The sequence below is a fragment of the Rheinheimera soli genome, assembly GCF_021290985.1.
Lineage (GTDB): Bacteria > Pseudomonadota > Gammaproteobacteria > Enterobacterales > Alteromonadaceae > Pararheinheimera > Pararheinheimera soli.
In genome coordinates, this window is the sequence record NZ_JAJOYU010000038.1 from 1 (window position 1) to 20,578 (window position 20,578).

The 20,578-nt window shown below is 45.0% G+C and carries 16 protein-coding genes and 2 tRNA genes; 4 read left to right on the top strand and 14 right to left on the bottom strand.

Going from position 1 to position 20,578, the window contains the following annotated elements:
- Positions 1 to 209: 209 nt before the first annotated feature.
- From LSG37_RS18705 to LSG37_RS18735, 7 genes are all read right to left on the bottom strand, one after another.
- Positions 210 to 1,838, bottom strand: coding sequence for a methyl-accepting chemotaxis protein (locus LSG37_RS18705; RefSeq protein WP_233081398.1), 1,629 nt, complete (start codon positions 1,836 to 1,838; stop codon positions 210 to 212).
- A gap of 180 nt (positions 1,839 to 2,018) precedes the next feature.
- Positions 2,019 to 2,103: transfer RNA gene (locus tag LSG37_RS18710), tRNA-Leu, on the bottom strand.
- Positions 2,104 to 2,132: 29 nt separating this feature from the next.
- Positions 2,133 to 2,217, bottom strand: a tRNA-Leu gene (locus LSG37_RS18715).
- 204 nt (positions 2,218 to 2,421) lie between these two features.
- Positions 2,422 to 3,375, bottom strand: coding sequence for an isopenicillin N synthase family dioxygenase (locus LSG37_RS18720; protein ID WP_233081399.1), 954 nt, complete (start codon positions 3,373 to 3,375; stop codon positions 2,422 to 2,424).
- 15 nt (positions 3,376 to 3,390) lie between these two features.
- Positions 3,391 to 4,605, bottom strand: a complete 1,215-nt coding sequence (locus LSG37_RS18725) for a NupC/NupG family nucleoside CNT transporter (protein ID WP_233081401.1) — start codon at positions 4,603 to 4,605, stop codon at positions 3,391 to 3,393.
- A gap of 301 nt (positions 4,606 to 4,906) precedes the next feature.
- Positions 4,907 to 5,539, bottom strand: coding sequence for a uridine kinase (gene udk / locus LSG37_RS18730; RefSeq protein WP_233081403.1), 633 nt, complete (start codon positions 5,537 to 5,539; stop codon positions 4,907 to 4,909).
- A gap of 119 nt (positions 5,540 to 5,658) precedes the next feature.
- Entirely contained in the window at positions 5,659 to 8,835 is a 3,177-nt protein-coding gene (locus LSG37_RS18735; protein WP_233081405.1) for a TonB-dependent receptor, read from the bottom strand.
- Between the two features lie 395 nt (positions 8,836 to 9,230).
- Here LSG37_RS18735 and LSG37_RS18740 point away from each other — a divergent pair, with 395 nt between their 5' ends.
- Positions 9,231 to 10,355 (top strand): endonuclease/exonuclease/phosphatase family protein, encoded by a 1,125-nt coding sequence (locus tag LSG37_RS18740; RefSeq protein ID WP_233081407.1) that lies wholly within the window; start codon positions 9,231 to 9,233, stop codon positions 10,353 to 10,355.
- Between the two features lie 55 nt (positions 10,356 to 10,410).
- Here the strand turns inward: LSG37_RS18740 and gpt are convergent, their stop codons facing one another.
- From gpt to LSG37_RS18760, 4 genes are all read right to left on the bottom strand, one after another.
- Positions 10,411 to 10,887 carry a xanthine phosphoribosyltransferase gene (gene gpt, locus LSG37_RS18745; protein WP_366515575.1) on the bottom strand — a complete coding sequence of 159 codons (477 nt, stop codon included), beginning with the start codon at positions 10,885 to 10,887 and terminating at the stop codon, positions 10,411 to 10,413.
- Between the two features lie 9 nt (positions 10,888 to 10,896).
- The gene (deoD, locus tag LSG37_RS18750) at positions 10,897 to 11,601 is read right to left on the bottom strand and encodes a purine-nucleoside phosphorylase (protein WP_233010793.1); all 705 of its coding nucleotides are present in this window, start codon (positions 11,599 to 11,601) and stop codon (positions 10,897 to 10,899) included.
- Positions 11,602 to 11,614: 13 nt separating this feature from the next.
- Positions 11,615 to 12,817, bottom strand: coding sequence for a phosphopentomutase (locus LSG37_RS18755; RefSeq protein WP_233081409.1), 1,203 nt, complete (start codon positions 12,815 to 12,817; stop codon positions 11,615 to 11,617).
- A gap of 142 nt (positions 12,818 to 12,959) precedes the next feature.
- The gene (locus LSG37_RS18760) at positions 12,960 to 14,576 is read right to left on the bottom strand and encodes a methyl-accepting chemotaxis protein (RefSeq protein WP_233081411.1); all 1,617 of its coding nucleotides are present in this window, start codon (positions 14,574 to 14,576) and stop codon (positions 12,960 to 12,962) included.
- A 175-nt stretch (positions 14,577 to 14,751) separates the two neighbouring features.
- Between LSG37_RS18760 and LSG37_RS18765 the strand changes: the two genes are divergently transcribed.
- Positions 14,752 to 15,444 carry an SDR family NAD(P)-dependent oxidoreductase gene (locus LSG37_RS18765; protein ID WP_233081413.1) on the top strand — a complete coding sequence of 231 codons (693 nt, stop codon included), beginning with the start codon at positions 14,752 to 14,754 and terminating at the stop codon, positions 15,442 to 15,444.
- Here LSG37_RS18765 and LSG37_RS18770 read toward each other — a convergent pair.
- Complete coding sequence (locus LSG37_RS18770) at positions 15,325 to 15,849, bottom strand: 2-amino-4-hydroxy-6-hydroxymethyldihydropteridine diphosphokinase (RefSeq protein WP_233081415.1); 525 nt, start codon at positions 15,847 to 15,849, stop codon at positions 15,325 to 15,327. The genes LSG37_RS18765 and LSG37_RS18770 overlap by 120 nt on opposite strands.
- Before the next feature lie 15 nt (positions 15,850 to 15,864).
- Entirely contained in the window at positions 15,865 to 16,641 is a 777-nt protein-coding gene (locus tag LSG37_RS18775; protein WP_233081417.1) for an MBL fold metallo-hydrolase, read from the bottom strand.
- A 185-nt stretch (positions 16,642 to 16,826) separates the two neighbouring features.
- Between LSG37_RS18775 and LSG37_RS18780 the strand changes: the two genes are divergently transcribed.
- On the top strand, positions 16,827 to 17,819 hold the full coding sequence (locus tag LSG37_RS18780) for an extracellular catalytic domain type 2 short-chain-length polyhydroxyalkanoate depolymerase (RefSeq protein ID WP_233081418.1): 993 nt from the start codon (positions 16,827 to 16,829) through the stop codon (positions 17,817 to 17,819).
- Positions 17,820 to 17,891: 72 nt separating this feature from the next.
- Here the strand turns inward: LSG37_RS18780 and LSG37_RS18785 are convergent, their stop codons facing one another.
- Positions 17,892 to 19,715 carry a M61 family metallopeptidase gene (locus LSG37_RS18785; RefSeq protein ID WP_233081419.1) on the bottom strand — a complete coding sequence of 608 codons (1,824 nt, stop codon included), beginning with the start codon at positions 19,713 to 19,715 and terminating at the stop codon, positions 17,892 to 17,894.
- Between the two features lie 192 nt (positions 19,716 to 19,907).
- Between LSG37_RS18785 and hxpB the strand changes: the two genes are divergently transcribed.
- Complete coding sequence (gene hxpB, locus LSG37_RS18790) at positions 19,908 to 20,576, top strand: hexitol phosphatase HxpB (RefSeq protein WP_233081420.1); 669 nt, start codon at positions 19,908 to 19,910, stop codon at positions 20,574 to 20,576.
- The last annotated feature ends 2 nt before the right edge of the window (positions 20,577 to 20,578 follow it).

Sequence of the window (20,578 nt, forward strand, 5' to 3'; positions counted from 1 at the left end):
TTCATTTCAAAACCACCCCAGAGCTGCTTTCGCGTCACCCCGTTGGCATGGCGCGCATTATAGGGAGTTTTAAATCCTGCACAACCCCTAAAATGACAATTTGATGATATCCGTGATCGTTCGCTCAGAAAAAAAGCAAAACGGGCAAAAAAGACACTTTTTTGCCCGTTTTATTAACAGAAACGGCGATTACTAAAGAAAAGTAGTGATTACACCTTAAATTGCTTCACCAGATCTTTTAAATCCTGGCTTAGTTGAGTTAGACGCTGAGTCGACTGATCGCTGCCTTTAATAGCTCCGGCAGTCTGATGCACCAACTGACTAATAGTATGTACGTTCTGATCCACTTCGCCAGCCACCGCACTTTGTTGTTCTGCTGCAGTAGCTATATGCGCATTCATATCGGAAATCTGTGCTATTGAATTGGCAATGTCCGTCAGAGCTTGCTGAACCTGGGATGCCAGATTGATATTCAGTTCTGCTGCAGTTTTACTTTCCTGCACAGCTGCAGTCATTTGCTGAGTACCTTGTTGCAACTCTGCAATAATGCCGGAGATTTCCTGAGTCGATTTTTGCGTTTGATGCGCCAGGGTGCGAACTTCATCAGCGACCACTGAAAAACCTCTGCCATGCTCACCTGCCCGTGCAGCTTCTATAGCAGCATTGAGAGCAAGTAAGTTAGTTTGATCAGCAAGCTTATTAATGATGTTCAATACATGGCTGATATTTTGTGAAGATGTATATAAAGAGGAAGCGACTACCGAGCTTTGCTCTATTGTCTGACTTTGAGTATGAATACTCTCTACTGAGGCTTTCATCAGCTTCATGCCCTGCTGAACCAAGCTTTCAACCTGACCAGTTTCATGATTGGCTTGTTCAGCGCTTTGTGCTACTTCAGCTATAGCCGAACTCATTTCTGTAATAGCAGTAGCAACCATATCGGTTTCTTGTTGTTGCTGCACACTCTCTTTGGAGATTTGTTGCGAAATTCGAGCAACATCCAAGGCACTTTCACTGACATCAGAAGCGGTGACACCTACTGAAGCAATCAACTGGCGGATTTTGCCGACAAAAAGGTTAAAAGCTGTAGCCAGTGCTGCTAATTCATCTTTGCCGTCATAACTCAATTTGACGGTCAAATCGCCATCGCCAGAAGCTATGTCCTGCATAGCAGCAACAACATCAGTCATAGGTTTAACTACTGAGCGTGTCACATACCAACTTAATGCCAACATCAAGCCCACAACCAGAAACACCAAAATGGCAAGTTGCATCACAACCTCATAAAAAGAGGCCTCCACATCATCGATATAGATACCGGTCCCCACTATCCAACCCCAGGGTTTAAACAACTCCACATGGGTGATTTTGGGCACTTCTTCAGTTGCACCAGGTTTAGGCCAGTTATAGAACACTGAATGTGAACCGTCATCGACAACCCCATCAGCCATATTCTGAAACAGAGGCTCGCCTTGTTTATCCTTAAAACTCGCAACATCTTTACCATCTAGGTCAGGCCTGAATGGATGCATCAGCATAGTGACCTGCTGATCGATAACAAAGTAGTAGTCGTTCTCTTTATAGCGAAGGGATTTCAGTTCGGCTAACGCCAGTTGTTTAGCTTTGGCTTCGTCTAACTCTCCCGTCCCTACTTTAGTGTGGTAGCTATTAACTAAAGCAACTGCGACCTGAGACAAATAAAGAGTGGAGAGGCGTTTCTCTTCCAAAATACTTTGCTTTAAACCAGAAAGGACTAACCAGCACACCAGGATTTGACCAAGAACGGCAACGCCAACTATGGCAAAAAGACGGGTTTTAATACTCAAATTTTTTAGCATGGCCCAACCTGTACAAAACGCGTATCTGTTTGTTTTGTAAAGAATAGGCTGAAGATAGGAAATAGCAAGCAAGGGCAAAACGAACAAGAATATTTAGTTAGTAACTTAATAATAAAAACAATGTGATTTGTCGGAATTAATATTGAGGTAAAACAGAAGAACAAGATGAAGAAAGAGAGTTGGTGCCGGGGGGGGGACTCGAACCCCCACGCCGTGAAGCGCTAACACCTGAAGCTAGTGTGTCTACCAATTCCACCACCGCGGCAACTCAATTTGTCTCTGTCAACGAAGTTTTGGTGCCGGGGGGGGGACTCGAACCCCCACGCCGTGAAGCGCTAACACCTGAAGCTAGTGTGTCTACCAATTCCACCACCGCGGCGCAAAGCGTCGTTGACGGCGTGCATGTTATGCGTCAAGTGGGCAATCGTCAACTGTCTGATGCAAATTTTCAGTTGTTTTCACCGTCACTGCTGAAATATTCAGCAAAGTGTTGGCTTTTACATCAAAGACCAGGCTCTAGCACATCACAAAAATAAAAGGCGAACTAGAGTTCGCCTTTTATTATTAAGTTAGCAGGAAGCTATCAGTACTTAGCTTTTTTTATTAAACCAATTTCTTCCAAACGCTGCATCAGATAGTCGTTTGAATTGATAGGCTCAGGGTAACGGTTTGGCTGATCAGCGCTGATACAACTATCCAAAGTTTCGATGACATAGTCTGGATTCGGGTGCATAAAAAACGGAATAGAGTAACGAGGCTGACCTGCCGCAGCACCCGCCGGATTCACCACACGGTGAGTGGTAGACGGCAACAAGTGATTCGTCAAGCGCTGCAACATATCACCGATATTCACTACTATAGTGCCTTCAATAGTAGTGACAGGTAACCAGCTACCATCACGACGCAAAATTTCCAGACCTGATTCGTGTGAGCCAACCAATAAAGTGATCAGATTGATATCTTCATGCTGACCAGCACGAATAGACTGAGTCGAAGTATCTTTGATTGGCGGATAATGAATAGGACGTAAAATCGAATTGCCGTAATTCACTTTGTCTGCAAAATACGCCTGATCCTGCTTTAAGAATAAAGCCAAAGCTTCCAGTACCGTATTACCTAAGTTTTCCAGCGCAGAGTACAAGCCGTAAGTTGCCTCTTTAAATTCTGCCACTTCAGACGGCCACAGGTTTGGATACAAACTTGGATGTGGCGCCGGGCCTGATAACTCACGACCAACGTGGAAAAATTCTTTTAAATCCGGATGATTACTGTCTTTGGCTTTTTCAACACCAAATCCCGTATAACCACGCGCGCCGCCTTGGCCAGGCACATGGTATTTTTGTTTTACTTCAGTCGGTAAAGCAAAAAATTTCTTGATTGCTTTGTAGGTATTGTCCACAACGTCGTCCGGGATACCGTGGCCGCTAATGCCACAGAAACCAAACTCAGTATAGGCCTTGCCAATCTCGGCAACAAAGGTGTCTTTGTCGGTGGCAAACCGTCTGATGTCCAACGTAGGGACTTGTTGTTGAGTCATAGTTATATAACCTGTTTAACTTAACGAAAAGAAAAAGCCTGCTATTGCCGCACTCATCAGGTTAGCCAGAGTAGCCGCTAATAGAGCTTTCAAACCCAGCTCTGCAATATCTGACCGACGATTCGGAGCCATCACTCCTAAGCCACCTAACAAAATGGCAATCGATGAGAAGTTTGCAAAACCACATAACGCTATAGTGACGATAATTTGTGTGTGTTCACTCAGCTGCCCGGCTTTGACATACTGGATAAAATCCAGATAAGCCACAAACTCGTTGATCACTAATTTTTGGCCGATAAAGCTACCTGCCAAACGGGCTTCTTCCCATGACACACCTAAGATGAATGCCAGTGGTTGGAAAATATAGCCGAAGATCAACTGCAGAGTTAAACCTTCAAAGCCAACTAAAGTACCTACCCAGCCAATTAAACCGTTCACTAATGCAATCAAACCAACAAAAGCCAGCAACATAGCGCCAACGTTTAATGCAAGTTGCAAACCACTGGCGGCACCTGAAGCTGCAGCGTCAATCACGTTGGTATTTTGTTCCATCATACCAATGTCAGTTAAATCATTTTTTGGTGCTTCGGTTTCTGGCAACAACAGTTTTGCCATCAATAAACCACCAGGGGCGGCCATAAAGCTGGCAGCGATTAAATATTTAAGTTCAATCCCCATCCCGGCATAACCTGCCAGTACAGAACCAGCCACTGAAGACAAGCCACCTACCATCACCGCAAATAACTCAGAACGAGTCATGGTGGGGATAAAGGGCCGAACAACCAGCGGTGCCTCAGTTTGCCCAACAAAGATATTGGCTGCAGCGCTCATAGATTCAGGACGACTGGTACCTAATAGCTTTTGCAAACCCCCACCTAGTACAGTAATGATGATACGCATCACACCAATGTGATACAGCACAGCTATTAAAGAGGAGAAGAAAATAATGACCGTCAGCACGTGAATGGCAAAAACAAAACCGTACTTCTGTGCACCTGCATCACCAAATAAGAAGATGATGCCAGCTTGAGCGTAAGAGATAATATTGCCAACAAAGGCCGAAATGCTTAACAGCACGTCTTTACCAAAAGGCACATAAAGCACAAAAGCGCCTATTGCCAGCTGGATAGCAAAAGCACCTACAACAGTGCGCCATTTGATGCGACTTCTGTTAGCAGAAGCTAAATACGCAGTTACTAAGATGGCAAGAATGCCAACCAAACTCATCATAGTTATTCCTTGGATATAGGGTCTGGCCACAGAGGGCGCAGATTTTTTGTTCTTGTGATGCCAAATCCTAGAATAGCATCAAAAGATCAAGTAGTTACAGTTTCCGAGCGGGAGTGTTAACCACCGTAGCCGGCTTCAAACACTTGTAGTTGCTGTTCAGGGGTTGTCTAAACTTGACGTTTTGCCGCGCGATTATAACAGAATTGAAAAGCTTGCAAAGCAAATGTTGCATGAGGAACATTGATGAAAGCGACAACCAAAACTGCACTTTGATTGTCGTTAGTGCGTGTAAGCAGGAAGGTTATTCCTGCAACAACTGGCGAATTTTTGTTTTGATTATGTCGATGGCAATTTCGTTTTTGCCACCACGAGTCACGACTAAATCGGCGTATTGTTTGGATGGGTTAATAAACTCAAAAAATGCAGGGCGTACATAGTTTTCGTATTGTTCTGTAATAGAACTCAGACTACGGCCTCTGTCTTCCATATCGCGTTTAATACGACGCAATAAACAGACATCCAAAGGCGTATCCATAAAGACGGTAATATTAAACTGCTGCCGTAACTTATCGTCAGTCAGTAATAGAATGCCTTCCACTAACACCACTTTGGCTGGGTGCACAGTAATAGTTTCAGCTTTGCGGGTATGAGTTTTATAACAATACTGTGGCATAGACACAGATTGACCGTCTTTTAACTGCTGTAGATGTGAAGCCAGTAACTCATGCTCAAAAGCGGCAGGATGGTCGTAATTGGTCAACGTACGTTGATCAAAAGACAAATGCGCTTGGTCGCGATAGTAGGCATCTTCAGCCAATACAGCAATACGCTCCCCCCCCAGTTCAGCGACAAGTTCCTGATAAACAGTAGATGCAAACAAACTTTTACCAGAGGCCGAGGCGCCGGCAATAGCTATAATGGTACTTTTTGGCACAGTGTCACTTCTATTTCAAAACTTAACTTAGCGCATTATCGCGGATTTTAGCTTTGGATTAAATAAAAAATGCCGGTATTACACCGGCATTTTTAAGTTTAAGGTTTTAAACCTTCAGATTAGAAGCGGTAGTTCACACCCACTTTTAAACGCCAGGTTGAATCCTGAGTATAGAAAGTTCTGTAGTTAGCAGTATTTGTAGTCGGTGCTGCGTAGATATATTGCTTAGTGACCGGATCAATAGTGAAGTCAGCTAACTCAATAGTACCAAAATCACTGCCGTACACTTTACCTTGGCTGCTGTCGATTAAGTTCAGCAGATTATCTACGGTCAGATACACAGTACCTTTGTGCTCAGGCAGGAAACCCGGCACTTGTTGGCGGATACTCAGATCAAGAGTGTTTACCCACGGAGTAGTGCTTACACCTTTAGGCAAATAACCACCAGCATACTTATCTAAACCTAACTCATTAATGGTATTGAAGAACGTGGCTTCATTTTCTGCCGCTGTTCTGGTGATAGCACCATTAACAATGGTAGGTGCAAATACTACATTTGGATCGTTCACTGTAGGAATATACGGCAGGAACGCGTCGTTAGTAGTACCCGGACTTAACAAGCCATATGGGTCACGACCAGGTCCGCTTGAACCATCTAAGTCATTACCGTCCAGGAAGTAAGTGATTGGTTTGCCTGAACGACGTTCAAAGAACAGGTTGATATTAGTTGCGTAACCAGGAAACAACTCAGTTTCATAACCCAGGTTTAATACAAAACGGTGCTCAGTCTCAAAAGTCGAACGGCCAATCAGAGCTTCATTACGGTTGATCACCATATTGTTACCATAGTTGCTTGAAGCCGTTGAACTGGTACTGGTGTGAGCATCAGTTATATCCTGATTTGTGTAAGAAGCCGTGAAACGGATACCGTTGTCATAAGCTTTACTCAAAGCAGTGCTGATCACTCGGGCACGGCCACCTTCATCTGCGTTGGTTAGCATCAGATCGCGGGTAGAACCATCTGCATCGTTATATATGATACGACCACCGTCTGAAGTAGTACCATTTTTGTCACCTTCAGTTAAGCTGGCATCAACCCAGAACGCAGTGTCTTGTTCACGCTTATACAAGTACTCGGTGGTCCAGATATAATCTTCACCTAAACCTGGGATCTCAAAGCTGTGATCTACAGCTAACTGTAAACGCCAGTCAGAAGGCAGCTTGAAGTTAGGGTCAGTAAAGTTGGTACCAGATACTGTCGTGGCGCTTGTCACTGCATCCTTATACGCCTGAGGAACGTCAGCTATACTTACACCTGCTAATGCTGCTTCTAGTGCACCACCGTCACCAGTTTCAATATCAAGGAAACCGATGTTTACACCTGTGTTTGAGTAAGCGTTAGATACCCATACTGTTGGCTGGCCGCCAGAGAAACGACCAATACCACCACGAACTGTAGTATCTAAAGTTGCATCCCACTTGAAGCCTAAACGAGGTAACACAATACCTAAACCATCCAGATTTTCAGTGTTGTTAAAACCTGTACGGCCAAACACATTCGGGTTTGCAGCAGGCACATCACTAGAAGACAACATTTCATACCGAACACCCATATCGAAGGTGATTTCGTCATTAAATGCCCACTCGTCGTGAACATACACAGCATGTTCTTTACGAACAAAGTCAGCTGCAGCCAACGCAGGATTTAAGCTGGTTGAGTTTTGATAAATTAAACGTGATGCCTGACGGTTTTCAAAAGCTTCGATACTCTCGAAAGTGTATGAACCTTTAGTATTTTGCAGGAACAAGTTGAAAATATCTAAACTCTTATACTGATAACCAAAACTGATGCTGTGATCTTCGTACAAATAATCTGCATCCAATGCCATGATGAAAGTACTTTTTTCCAGCTCATTTGAATGGCGAGAGAAATCTGAACCCAGAGCTATACGTCCACCAGATGCAGTTTCAATAGTTACATCACCAAAGTCGCCAAATGACGCCTGAGTTGTTGGATTGTCCATGTAGGTTAAGCTGAACTGGGTAGAGAAATCAGGTGTCCAGTCAGAATATAGTTTGAACGCGTAGTTATTCAGTTCTTCAATACGGTTATACCAGTGAGAGGACAAACGCAGCTCATCATCATCACTTGAGACGTTGGCAGTACGGTTACCTTTGGTAAACTGGTAAGTAAAAGCTGCACGGTGTTGATCATTGATATTCCAATCCAATTTCATCAACAGCTTTTCATCATCAGTTACAGGAGACAAATTCCAGTCACCCGCATTCACGCCATACACTTCCTGGGCAATACGTTGCACAGCCAGGTAATCTGCGTTACTGACTAAACTTTGGTTTGCAGCGCCGCTACCATCCGGACCCCATTCAATTGGAGTATCGGCTTCGTAGTATTCATAAGAAATAAAATAGAACAGTTTGTCTTCAACGATAGCGCCACCCAAAGTACCGCCATAAGTTGTTTCATCAAACTCTAATGGCACTTCACGGCCGTTATCTTTTGGTGTACCGGCCATACCATCGTTTTGCGTTTCATAGAAAAAGCTGCCACCGAAATCATTGGTACCAGACTTAGTTACCGCATTAATTTGCGCGCCCTGAAAGCCGCTGTCTTTTGCATTGAATGGAGAAGTACTAATAGATATCTGCTCGATAGCTTCCAACGAAATAGGAGAGCGTGTAGTTGGATAACCGTTAGCGTTCAGACCAAAGTCGTCATTCTGACCTATACCGTCAACACTGATGCTGTTGAAGCGTGGGTTAGTACCAGCAACACTTAACTCACCATCTTTAGATGATAAAACAGCCAATGGATTGTTACGAATAATGTCTTTTAAATCACGGTTGAAACTAGGTGCGTTTTGAATATCATCAGCACCAAAATAACTGTCGCTACCACCGTTGTTAGACGCAATTGCTGCGCCAGTAACAGCAATACGCTCAACAGATTCAGATTTTAGCGCTTCATTAATCTGATAGTTTTCGCCTAATTGCAGGAAAATATTGTTTAAAGTTTCATCAGAGTAAGTATCTGAATCAACAACAACAGTATAAGGACCACCTACACGTAAACCAGATGCAATAAAACTACCTGATTCGTTTGTGATTACTTCACGAGTAGTACCTGACGGTACGTGAGTAATGATAATTTTAGTACCTGCGGCTGCAGCACCTTCTGGAGTAGTTATTTTTCCACGAATAGCAGAAGATGTGTTCGCTAATACAGCGCCTGATCCCATCGCTAATGCGACAGCTAGAGCCAAATATTTAATTTTCATATCGTTTTTCACCTGGTAGTTGTAAATTATTTTGTTTCAGCCAAGCTGAAAACTTCCTGCTTCCAATTTGGGCGACAACTATAACGAAGTTTTATTACGTTTTTCTTACATCGAATCAGATCGCCGTTGAACTTATACCAACTTTGGCTGTCAGGTCCGATTTGTCACGCAAGTGTAACATATCAACTTTAAAAATCGTACATTTGCTGCACTTAATCAACTCCATTCTCAACTCAAAGCAGAACAACTTGTTTGCGAGCAAAATCAACGCGGAAACTGGGTTTTAACCTGGATTCAGGATATGCTTATGAAACTATTTAACTGGCCTGTCTCTTATGAATTATATTTTTTCATCTATTTTAGTTACGTCTTTTTTATCACTCAGCGGAATAGCTATGGCTAAAGAGCAAACACTGACGTTCGCCACATTTAATGTCAGCATGGAATCTGAAAACTATCTGGCGAAAAGTGTTGCAGGAAGCCCACAGGTTTTGAGTACTCTGCTCGCAGAGGGAAAGCATCCACAAATTAAAAATGTAGCGGCCATCATTCAGCAAATACAGCCGGATATTCTGCTGCTGAATGAGTTTGATTACATCGAAGATCCTGCTGCAGGGGTACAGTTATTTATACGCAATTATCTAAATAAAGCTCAGAGCGCTGATGGTAAAACTATTGATTACCCCTATTTCTATTACAGCACGGTCAACACAGGTCAACCCAGCGGTTTTGATTTGGATAATGATGGTCAACTAACCAATAAAGGCGCTGATGCCTGGGGTTTTGGTCAGTATCCCGGCCAATACGGCATGATGTTGTTATCGAAATTCCCGATAGACAGCAGTAAAGTCAAAACCTTCCAGTACTTCAAATGGAAAGATATGCCTGGTGCTTTGCAAACTACAAAAGCTGATGGCTCTGCTTGGTATAGCCCGGACGCCTGGCAATTAATGCCCCTGTCGTCAAAATCGCATTGGGATGTACCTGTAATTATTAATAAGAAAGCTGTGCATTTGCTGATCAGTCACCCTACTCCACCAGTGTTTGATGGAGAGGAAGACCGAAATGGCAAACGTAACCATGACGAAGTACGATTTTGGACTGATTATCTGAGCCCTGAAAAAGCGGGGTATATCTATGATGACAGAGGGCAAAAAGGTGGCCTGGCCGAAGATAAGCGTTTTGTGGTGTTGGGGGATTTAAACTCATCCCCTGTAGAAGGAAACGCCTATAAAGAAGGTATTGGTAATTTGCTGATGCACCCGAGAGTAAACAGCAGCTTCACTCCACAAAGTGCAGGCGGCAAAATGCATAGCCCTGACAGTCCTTATGGTGCGACTCACACAGCAGGCTGGCGAATGAGAGCAGATTATGTGTTGCCTTCCAAAGCTGGCTTTAAAGTAATGTCCAGCGGTGTGTTCTGGCCAGCAGCTGGTCAGCCATTTTATGAATTAGTGGCGGACAGATCCGCCAGTTCAGATCATCGTTTGGTTTGGGTAAAGCTTAAATTAACTAAATAATAAACAGATAAAAAAACGGAGCCTAACAGCTCCGTTTTTTTGCTTAGTACATCACTTAAGATTTCTGCTCAGCCAGTGGCACGCTGTAGGCCAGTTCCATATCCCATGGCAGCTGGATCCAGGTATCCTGCTCTATGTCAGTCACATAATGGTCAACCAAAGGTTTGCCCTGAGGTTTGGCATACACAGTGACAAAACAAGCTGTAGGAAAATGTTCCCGCAGTGCTTTTGCTGTTTCGCCTGTATCAACCAAATCGTCTACTATCAGTAAACGTGGGCTGTCGGCTAAAGTAGCATCTTTCAGCACTTTTAATTCACGTTGCTGGTCATAGTCGTAGCTGGAGACACAAATACTGTCCACCACACGAATATCCAGCTCACGCGCCAGAATAGCAGCAGGAACCAAACCGCCACGGCTGACCGCAACTATGCTATCAAAATCGCGATTTAATAAACCTTTAGCTAACTCTTTCGTTGCTCTGTGAAAGGCTTCCCATGACACATAGAACATTTTGTTGGTGGTCAGTGACATAACAGTTCCTTAAACCAGAGCTAACGCGATTTCAACCATCTCGTTAAACGAGGTTTGACGCAATTCAGCGCTCAAAGCTTCGCCAGTACGGATATGGTCGCTGACCGTCATAATCGCCAACGCTTTAATGCCAAACTCTGCAGCTACGCCGTATAAACCAGCGGCTTCCATTTCGACACCCAATACACCGTATTTTTCCAAGCGGTCAAACAGAGTTGGATCCGGGTTGTAGAATAAATCAGACGTAAATAAGTTACCTACTTTCACATCAATGTTTTTAGCACGAGCCGCTGCAACAGCACGCTCCAGCAAACCGTAATCAGCTAAAGCAGCGAAATCCAGATTACCGCCTAAACGGTTACGGTTCACATTAGAATCTGTGCTGGCGCCCATAGCGATGACGACATCACGCACTTTTACGTCCAGTGGTAAACCGCCACAGGAGCCAATACGGATAATGTTTTTTACACCATAAAACTTCACCAGTTCAGTGGCATAAATCGACATGGAAGGAATGCCCATGCCTGAGCCCAACACACTGACTTTTTTGCCTTGATAAGTACCGGTGTAACCAAACATATTACGTACTGTGTTCACACACTCAACATCCTGCAAAAAGGTGTCGGCAATATGTTTAGCGCGCAGCGGATCGCCTGGCATTAATACGGTTTCTGCAAAAGCGCCTTCTGGCGCATTAATATGAGGAGTTGCCATGATTTACTCTGAATTAAGAAGCTAAAAAGGACTGGCCATAAGGCATGGCCGCTAAATGAAAATAGTCGGCCATGGTTTGGCCCATATCAGCGAAACTTGCTCTTTCGCCTAAATCTTTGGCAACACGATTTTTGCCATAAAACAGTACTGGTACATATTCGCGGGTGTGTTCAGTACCCACCCAGGTTGGGTCACAACCATGATCGGCCGTCAGCAACAACACGGCATCTTCATCCAGTGCAGCCATAATTTCCGGCAAGCGGCTGTCGAAATACTCCAGCGCTTCACCATAACCTATAGGGTCGCGGCGATGACCGTAGTTCTGATCAAAGTCGACCAAATTGGTAAAGACCAAACTACGCTCTGGCGCTATCGCCATCTCAGCTAAAGTTGTATCCACCAAAGCAGCTAAGCCATTGGCTTTCACTTCTTTGCTGATGCCCTGATGCGCATAAATATCGGCAATTTTACCAATGCTTACCACTGTGCCACCAGACTGAGTCAGGGTATCGAGCACTGTTGGCGCCGGAGGCAAGACTGAATAATCTTTTCTGTTACCAGTGCGGGCATAGTTACTGGCATCAGTGCCAAGAAAAGGACGGGCAATCACACGGCCTATATTGTAACTGTCTAAAAGCTCTCGGGCGATTTCACAAAACTGTAAAAGCTTTTCTAAACCAAAATGCTCTTCATGAGCCGCAACCTGAAATACGCTGTCAGCCGAGGTGTAACAAATAGGTTTGCCGGTTTTGATATGCTCGTCGCCCAGTTTTACCAGGATGTCGGTGCCTGAGGCATGGCAATTACCCAAAATACCCGGCACACCGGTACGGCGCACTAATTCGTCAACAAGTTCAGCAGGAAAGCTGTTTTGTTTGTCGTGAAAATAACCCCAGTCGAACAATACAGGCACACCAGCAATTTCCCAGTGGCCGCTTGGCGTATCTTTACCACTGGATAATTCGCGGGCATGACCATAGCTGCCAAGCAGAGTTGGACTGTCTTCTACCAATGCCATTTCACCACTGGCAGCAAAACCTGCTTTGACCAAACCTAAACTGGCCAGGTTAGGCAACTGCAATTGGCGGCCTTTGGCCTGAAAAAACGCTTTACTGATACTGGCAAAAGTATTGGCACCGACGTCACCGAACTTATCAGCATCGGGCGCACTGCCAATCCCAAAGCTATCCATAACTAAAATTACTGCCTTTGACATACTTACCTACCTATTACATCAACCTTCAGGATCTGTAATGATCATGAGGTTCGGTACAGCCAGCCACAAGTGGCAAAAATTAAAAAGGGCACGAAGCTTATGCAAAAACGTACCCTTTGGCAATCATCTCTTTTACATTCTGCTAACTGATTTTGAATTTCCCCACTAAGCCAAACAAGGTATCAGACAGCTGCCTGATTTCATTCGACAAACGATCATTGTCTTTGGCAATGTCTCCGGCAGCACTGGCCTGATCATGCAGCGCATACAGGTTCTTGGTAATTTCCTCAGATACCACAGCTTGCTCTTCTGTGGCGGCAGCTGTTTGGGTAGCCATATCATTCACTTTAATAGAGGATTGTTGTAACTCACGGAATACTTGTTCGGCCTGGGAAAAGCTGCTAACGGTTAAATCCGCATTGGTTTTGCCACTACTAATGGCAGTTGCGGCCTCATTGACCCTGCTTTGCAGCGCCTGGATCATTTCCTGAATGTGGTTGGTACTTTGCTGAGTTCTGGAAGCTAAAGTACGAACCTCATCCGCCACCACAGCAAAACCACGGCCTTGTTCACCAGCCCGAGCGGCTTCAATAGCCGCGTTTAAAGCCAGCAGATTGGTTTGTTCGGCAATACCTCGTATCACATCCAGCACTGAGGCTATATTTTCAGAACTGTTCTCCAATTCACCTGAACAGGCCAGCGCTTTATCTACATCTTTAGTTAAACTCGCCATACTTTGAGTGACGCTGTTTACCACCACCAAACCACGCTCTGCACTGATTTTTGCTTCGTCTGCTTCATGAGCCGAGTCAGTGGCCACCTGTGCCATTTCTTTATTCGCCAGTGTCATTTCATGCACTGCACTGACAATAGAATCGGAGGCCACATTTAATGAACGGGTGATGTCATTGGTTTTAATAGCAGATTCAGACAGTACCTGAGTTAGCTTGCTCAGCTGTGCAGCTTGCTGCAGTACGGATGCAATCAACTGGCATAAATTAGCCACAAAGCCATTAAACTGCCCGGCTAAAGCGGCAAACTCATCCTGCGAGTTGGTATCGAGCCGCGCAGTTAAATCACCGTCACCTGAAGCTATTTCAGATAAACGAGCGGTCAATGCATTAATTTGGGTGGTCAGTGACTTAGGCACGCTGTAGCTAAACCAGCCAGCTATCAGCAATATAATAGCGGTGACGGTGTAAGTCGTGTTTTGAAAAAAACTGATATCTTCAGTCAAATCATGTTGTTCACTAACAGATTTATTCAGCGCCGCCTCGCCCGCTTGATCCAATACGGTACGTAAAGCGGTAAACTGATTTTGTTCTTCCGCTATTAAATCAGCCCCCGCGCTGCCGGTTTTACTGGCATTCACTAAGGCTATAGCACTTTGATACCACTTCTGATAATCCTGCTCAAAGCCAGAAAACTGTTGTTTGATATCGGGATAATCTTTTAATAACTGCAAATACTCGTTAAAACGCTGTTTCACCTGTTGGGCATTTTCTTCGACTTCGGCTTCAAGCTTGGCGCTATCTCCCTGTTTACTTAAGTGCATAGTGGAAGCAAGTTTAGCCTGATATAAATCGCGATCGGCATTTAACACCACAGAAATAGCTTGCAGAAAATTTTCCGCCTGCACTGCCAAAGCGTTTTTTTGCAAGCCGGATAAATAACTGAACATGGAAACCACAATCAATAAAGTAAAAGCCAGAATAAGCATAGGTAAGCTGCTTTTAACTCTGATACTGTGAAGATTCATAATGAGTCCTTAGAAGGGTGTAATACTTCACTAAGTATTGATAACAGAATGACTTTTTGCCAAATTTCGTTCAAAAAAGTTTTAAGCTTTGTAAAATCAGTCAACTGAAGGACTGTACTGAACTGAATCCGGGCAACAGCGTATAAAGCAGCAGATAAATTGATGGAGTTTGGCAATGAAAACCGCAGTCATTACAGGAACAAGCCGGCGCTTAGGCGCTTATCTGGCAGAAAAACTTAGCGCGGATGGCTATCAGGTCTTCGGCCTTACCAGGCAACTGAATCCAGAGCAGCAGTATTTAACTCAAATTGTGGTGGATTATCAATCGGCCGATTCAGTGATGTCGGCTATCCATCAGTTACAACAACAAAGCAGTATTGACTTGTTGATCCATAACGCATCCTTATTTGAGAAAGATGAGTTACATACAGAAGATACGGTAAGTTTTTATCAGGCTTTGTTTGCTGTGCATATGCAGCTGCCTGCACTTTTAAACCAACACTTGACACCACAAATCGCCACAACTCAGGGCGGCGGTTTGATTGTGCATATCACAGATATTTACAGCGAAAATCCAAACCCTGCTTTTTCACTGTATTGCAGCACCAAAGCCGGGCTTGAGAATTTAATGAAGTCGGCGGCCAAAGCTTATGCACCAAAAATACGGGTGAACAGTATTCAGCCTGGTCCTATTATGTTTTTGCCAGAACACAGCAACAGCGAAAAACAACAGGTGATGCAACAAACCCTAATTGCTGAAGAAGCCGGCTTTGAGCCAATTTTTCAGGGCGTCCGGTTTTTGATCGATAATAAATTTGTCACTGGCCTCAGCCTGAAAATAGATGGCGGCAGGTCGCTCGGAAAATAACTGACAGCCCAATTGGATAGGAGCTTGTTTGCTTGCCGGGTCAAACACCTGTTGAATATAGGACTCTGTCAGCTCTGCTTGCCAAACCTCTGACCATGCCTGCTGATACCAGATAATATCTAAATCACAGCTGCGATCTTTGACACTACGTAATGGATCGCTTCTGTCCCGTCCAAGCAACTCTTCAATACGGCAAAGCTCTGTTTTTAATTGTGTCGCAGACAAGTCTGAACTCAGCAGCAGCACCGAATTAATAAATACATGATTAGATTCCACCAGTTCAGCCTGAGTATAAACCCGCCGGTACAGATACAAGGATCCAAAGCGTTTAGCCAGCGTGCTGACAGCAGCGGCCACATGGTGTTCAGGCTGAATATTTGAGCCTATCGAAATCACATAATACATAAAACTCCTTGTGACTCAGCCTGCAGCTGTATCCGTCTGATGTTCCTTGCTTAACAGCACCCGCTGCCCTTGCCGGGCAAAACCAGCAAAATGCTGCTCTACCATCTGCTGATAGTCTGGCCAATGGTCTTCATAACTCATTAAATAGGTTTTTTTACAGAGCTCAGCCGGGTACAAGCTCAACAGTGAATGCACCGAAGCATGCACAGGGTTATAGTCAGTCAGAGTGACATCGTGAAAGATCAGCTCCGGTTTTAACTGCATCAGCAGCTGCGGTATAGCCACCGTATCCCCAGAATAGAAGATACTCTGGTTAATCATCACGCCAAAACAGACTTTGCCCGGCGTATGAGACACCCGATGCAGTTGGTACAGATTACCAAACAGTTCGAACTCATCGTTTTGTAACAGCACCAGCTCAAAGTAATCAGCAAGCTGATTTTCGCCTTCGCCATTTTTCGCCAACACGCCCTTTAGACACTGATGCCATAACTCGTCATATAACTCATGATGCAAAATCAGCCGGGCTTTTTTATGGTATTTGTAACGGCCCTCATTCGCCAGCCGCTCCAGGCCAAACACATGATCGGCATGCACATGAGTGATAAACACTGCGTCTATATCCTGCAGCTTTAAGCCCTGCGCCTGCAAAGCTGGTTTGATGGTGTAACCACAGTCAATCAGCAAATTGCCTTTGGCGTTTGTCACCAAGGCATTGTTATTAAACAAAGTATCGGATTCTGAATGACCACAGCCGAGAATTAACAGTTCATTGGAGCTGGACAACATCATTTATTTCTACCCAAAGCAAAGTGCCTTTATAGTACGGCTTTTGCTGCAGATTGTATCACTGCTTTAGCGGATCTTTTTACTACAGCAGTCCTGACCACTTACTGTACCTTAGTGCTATAGCGGCATCAGCCTAAAGCAATCAGAATGGGATCCATCAAGTTTTAGCCTTTAAAAGGACAGTTCAGATGAAAACCTTGCCTTTTGTTTTATCTTCTTTCGCTTTTGCTCTGAGCAGCACGGCTTATGCAGCTTTGCCTGCATTAAAACTGAATGTCGACCAAACCACAGTGTCGGGTTTATCCAGCGGTGGTTATATGGCAGCGCAGTTTCAGCTTGCTCATGCCGATTGGGTAAAAGGCGCAGCCATAGTGGCAGCAGGTCCAGTGTATTGCGCGCAGAACAACTTAATGACAGCTCTGGATCACTGCATCAATAAAGTAGACAGCCCTATCCCTTTGGCTGATCTCAATAAGCAGCTAAAAGATTGGTCAGCTCAAGGTTTGCTGGCGTCTGAAGCAGAGATTAAACAAAGCAAAATCTGGTTACTGCACGGCACTGCCGATCAAAAAATCAGCAAAGAAGTGGCTAACGCCCTCCATCAGCAGTACCAAGAGTGGCTACCGGCAGCACAGCTGAGTTATGTGCAGGATAAAAACTTTGCTCATCATATGCCAACCTTAAACGAGGGCAGCGCATGTGACAGCTCCGAAGCACCGTTTTTAGGCAAATGTAATTACGACGGCGCAGGTGAAGCGCTGAAGTTTATCCAGCCTGGTTTAAAAGCCCCAGTCGATCACAGCAGCGGTACTGTTTATCCGATTGAGCAGCAAAAAATAGCAGGCGATTTGGCCGCCACTATGGCAGAGCAAGGTTTTGTCTATGTGCCCAAAAGTTGTGAGCAAGGCCAAAGCTGTACTTTGCATATCAGCTTTCACGGCTGCAACCAACATGCAGATGCGGTAGGTATGGCTTATGTCGAAAAAGCGGGCTTCAACCGCTATGCCGACAGCAACAACATAGTGGTGCTTTATCCACAAACCCGCGCTTCAGCCCTGATGCCAATGAACCCACAAGCCTGTTGGGATTGGTGGGGTTACACTGATGCCAATTATGCCAACCGCAAAGGTCAGCAAATTCAGGCCGTGGTGAAACTAGCGCAGTTTTTAGCTGGTAAATAGCAGTTTCTGCCCGGTTTCTGCTTATAGCGCAGCCTCTTTCAGTAAAAGACTGCGCCGTTATGTAAAATCAGGCTAAGGCTGGGCTTTTAACCATAAAGCCCTTTTTGCTAACTGCTCTGCTGTCGCGTCTTTGTCTTCAGTTAAAGCCCAGCTAGGATCCGCAGTAAAAGTCACTTGAGTGCTGTAGTTTTTGCCCCGGCTGCTAAAACTCAGCTCTGCGGTATCCCCCACTTTGTAATAGGACAAGGATTTGTCCCATTGAGCTTTAGAGCTTAATTTATACCGCCCCAGTTTCAACAACACATCTCCTTTGTCTACACCAGCCAGATACAAAGGCGTGCCTATCAGCGTGTTGCTGTCGACTTTGAGCTGCTTGTCTTGTTCGAGCAAAGTAGCCGCAGTTAAAAAAGCCTGTTTAGGTTGAGCTGGTGCTAACTTTAAACCCATTGCGGCAAACAAAGTGTTGAAATCAGGCAGTTGCTGACCATCGATATAACGGCTAAAGAAGTTCTTTGCAAAATCCGGATTGGCCGTCAGTGTTGCCAAAGCCTGCTGCAAATCCTGCTCAGTGTAAAAGCGGCCGGTTTTGCCAAAGTCTTGCCACAGTTTTCGCATCAGCAAATCCAGGTTCAGCCCGTCAAACTCAGTACGCAAAGTTAAATCCAGCGCCAGGCCCAACACCTCACCATAGGTGTAATAAGAGATGTAACTATTGGCATAGTTAGTCGGGTCCACAGATACAGCAGCATCAACAAAAGGTGCCAGCTCACTCATACCTGTTGCAGCAAAAAACTGTCGGCCTGGTGATAGTTGAACTCTGTTCAGTGCCGCTACTGTTTTCTCAAGATAAGTGGCTAAATCAAAATGACCAGTGCGGCTTAAGGTGAGTTTGCCATAGTAGTTGGTCACCCCTTCGGCAAACCATAAATTGCGGCTCATGTTGGCGCGCTGAAAATCAAAAGGTTCTAAATCAACCGGGCGTAACCGCTCCACATTCCAGGCATGAAAAAACTCGTGCGACAAGGTTTCGATCTGAGCGTAGTTCGCCTCCAGCAATGAACGCTCATCGGTCAGAATAGTAGAGTTGCGATGCTCCATGCCGTCACCATCTACATAAGGCAGGTAATCGGCAATAAAGACATACTGGCCATAATCAAACTTTGGGTATTCACCAAAGATCTTTTGTTGCTCTGCCACTACAGCTTTGGCTTTTTCAGTGAAGATATCCAGTTGTTGCTCTGTGCCTTGATGATGCATAACCAGATGAATAGTGGCTTCCGACTGATGATCCGCGACTTTCCAGCTACGGCTGCTAAAAGCACTTAATTCAACCGGACTATCCATCAGATACTGTAAATCTGGCGCGGTGTAACTACCGTCGCTCTGTAATTGCAGCTGAGTGGCTATTTTCCAGCGTGGATCAGGCAAGTCGAACCTCAAGGACGATGGCAAAGTTGCATAGTCATTCGAAAACAACAAAGTAGCAGGCATATTTAAATGAGCATGAGAGCGGTCGATTTGGTTGTACGTGCCATCGGCTCTGTCACCATAAAGTCGGTAACTCACAATCACAGTGCCATCATGCTGGCCCACAGACCATTGACTTGGGCTGATGCGCCGCAGTGGTAATTCTTTGCCAGTACTGTCTGTGGCTTTTAAAGCGTAGATATTTTTGGCGAAAGCATGAGGTGCATAACGGCCTGGTGAAGCACTGCTCATACTCAGCAACAGATTGGCCGAACTGACTCCGTCAAATCGCGCCTGAATGGCGGCTTCATGATGCGCCGCATTAGCAAATGATAACTGATAGCTAACCGCTGGTTTAACTGAGGTTTCTGCTGCCAACAGGCTGAAACTGCACAAAAATACGCAAGACAAGGCAAAAGACAGGCGCACTACAATATCCTTTTTTAACAAGTGACGCTTTACCATAGAGCAATTGCACTCAGACTCCAATCTGGATTCTTGCACTTCACCGCAAAAATAAAGCCAAGCACAGAATTTAGCCTGCGAAAGCGGATAAAGCTGTGGTGCAGAGTGTTGTGCTGTTGAATAATAGACTAGAGACAGCAAAAGAGGGGCAGTCAGGTGGTTCAGGCAGTTATTTTTGATATGGATGGGGTACTAATAGATTCTGAACCTTATTGGGCTGAAGCAGAGCAGCATGTGTTTCGTCAACTCGGCGTAACTCTGGATCCGGCTATTACGTCACAAACCAGCGGCATGACCACCAGAGCTGTCACCGAACTCTGGTTTAAGCATTCACCCTGGCATGATTTAACCATTGAACAAACCGAACAAGCCGTTATTGATTACGTGGCTGCGGCTGTGCTTGAGCGTGGAGTGGTAAAAAAAGGTGTACTAGAGCTATTGCAACAACTGCAAAACTGGCAAATTCCGGTCGCGCTTGCCACCAATTCACCGGGTTCATTGATGAACACTGTGCTGGATAAACTGCAAATTCGCCGGTACTTTCAGGCGCTCTGTTCTATCGAGCTGGTGACACAAGGCAAACCCAAACCTGAAATTTATCATCTGGCCGCCAGCAAACTCGGGGTTGCTTCAGAACATTGTCTGGTGTTTGAAGACTCAGTCACAGGCTTAACCGCAGCCAAAGCAGCAGGTATGAAAGTAGTAGCCCTACCGGCCGAACACCACTGGCACAGGACTGAATACGATCAGGCCGAAAGCCGCTTAAAATGTTTTAGCGACATTCAGCCAGAGCATTTTCAGTCCTGGGGATTTAGACAAAGCTAACG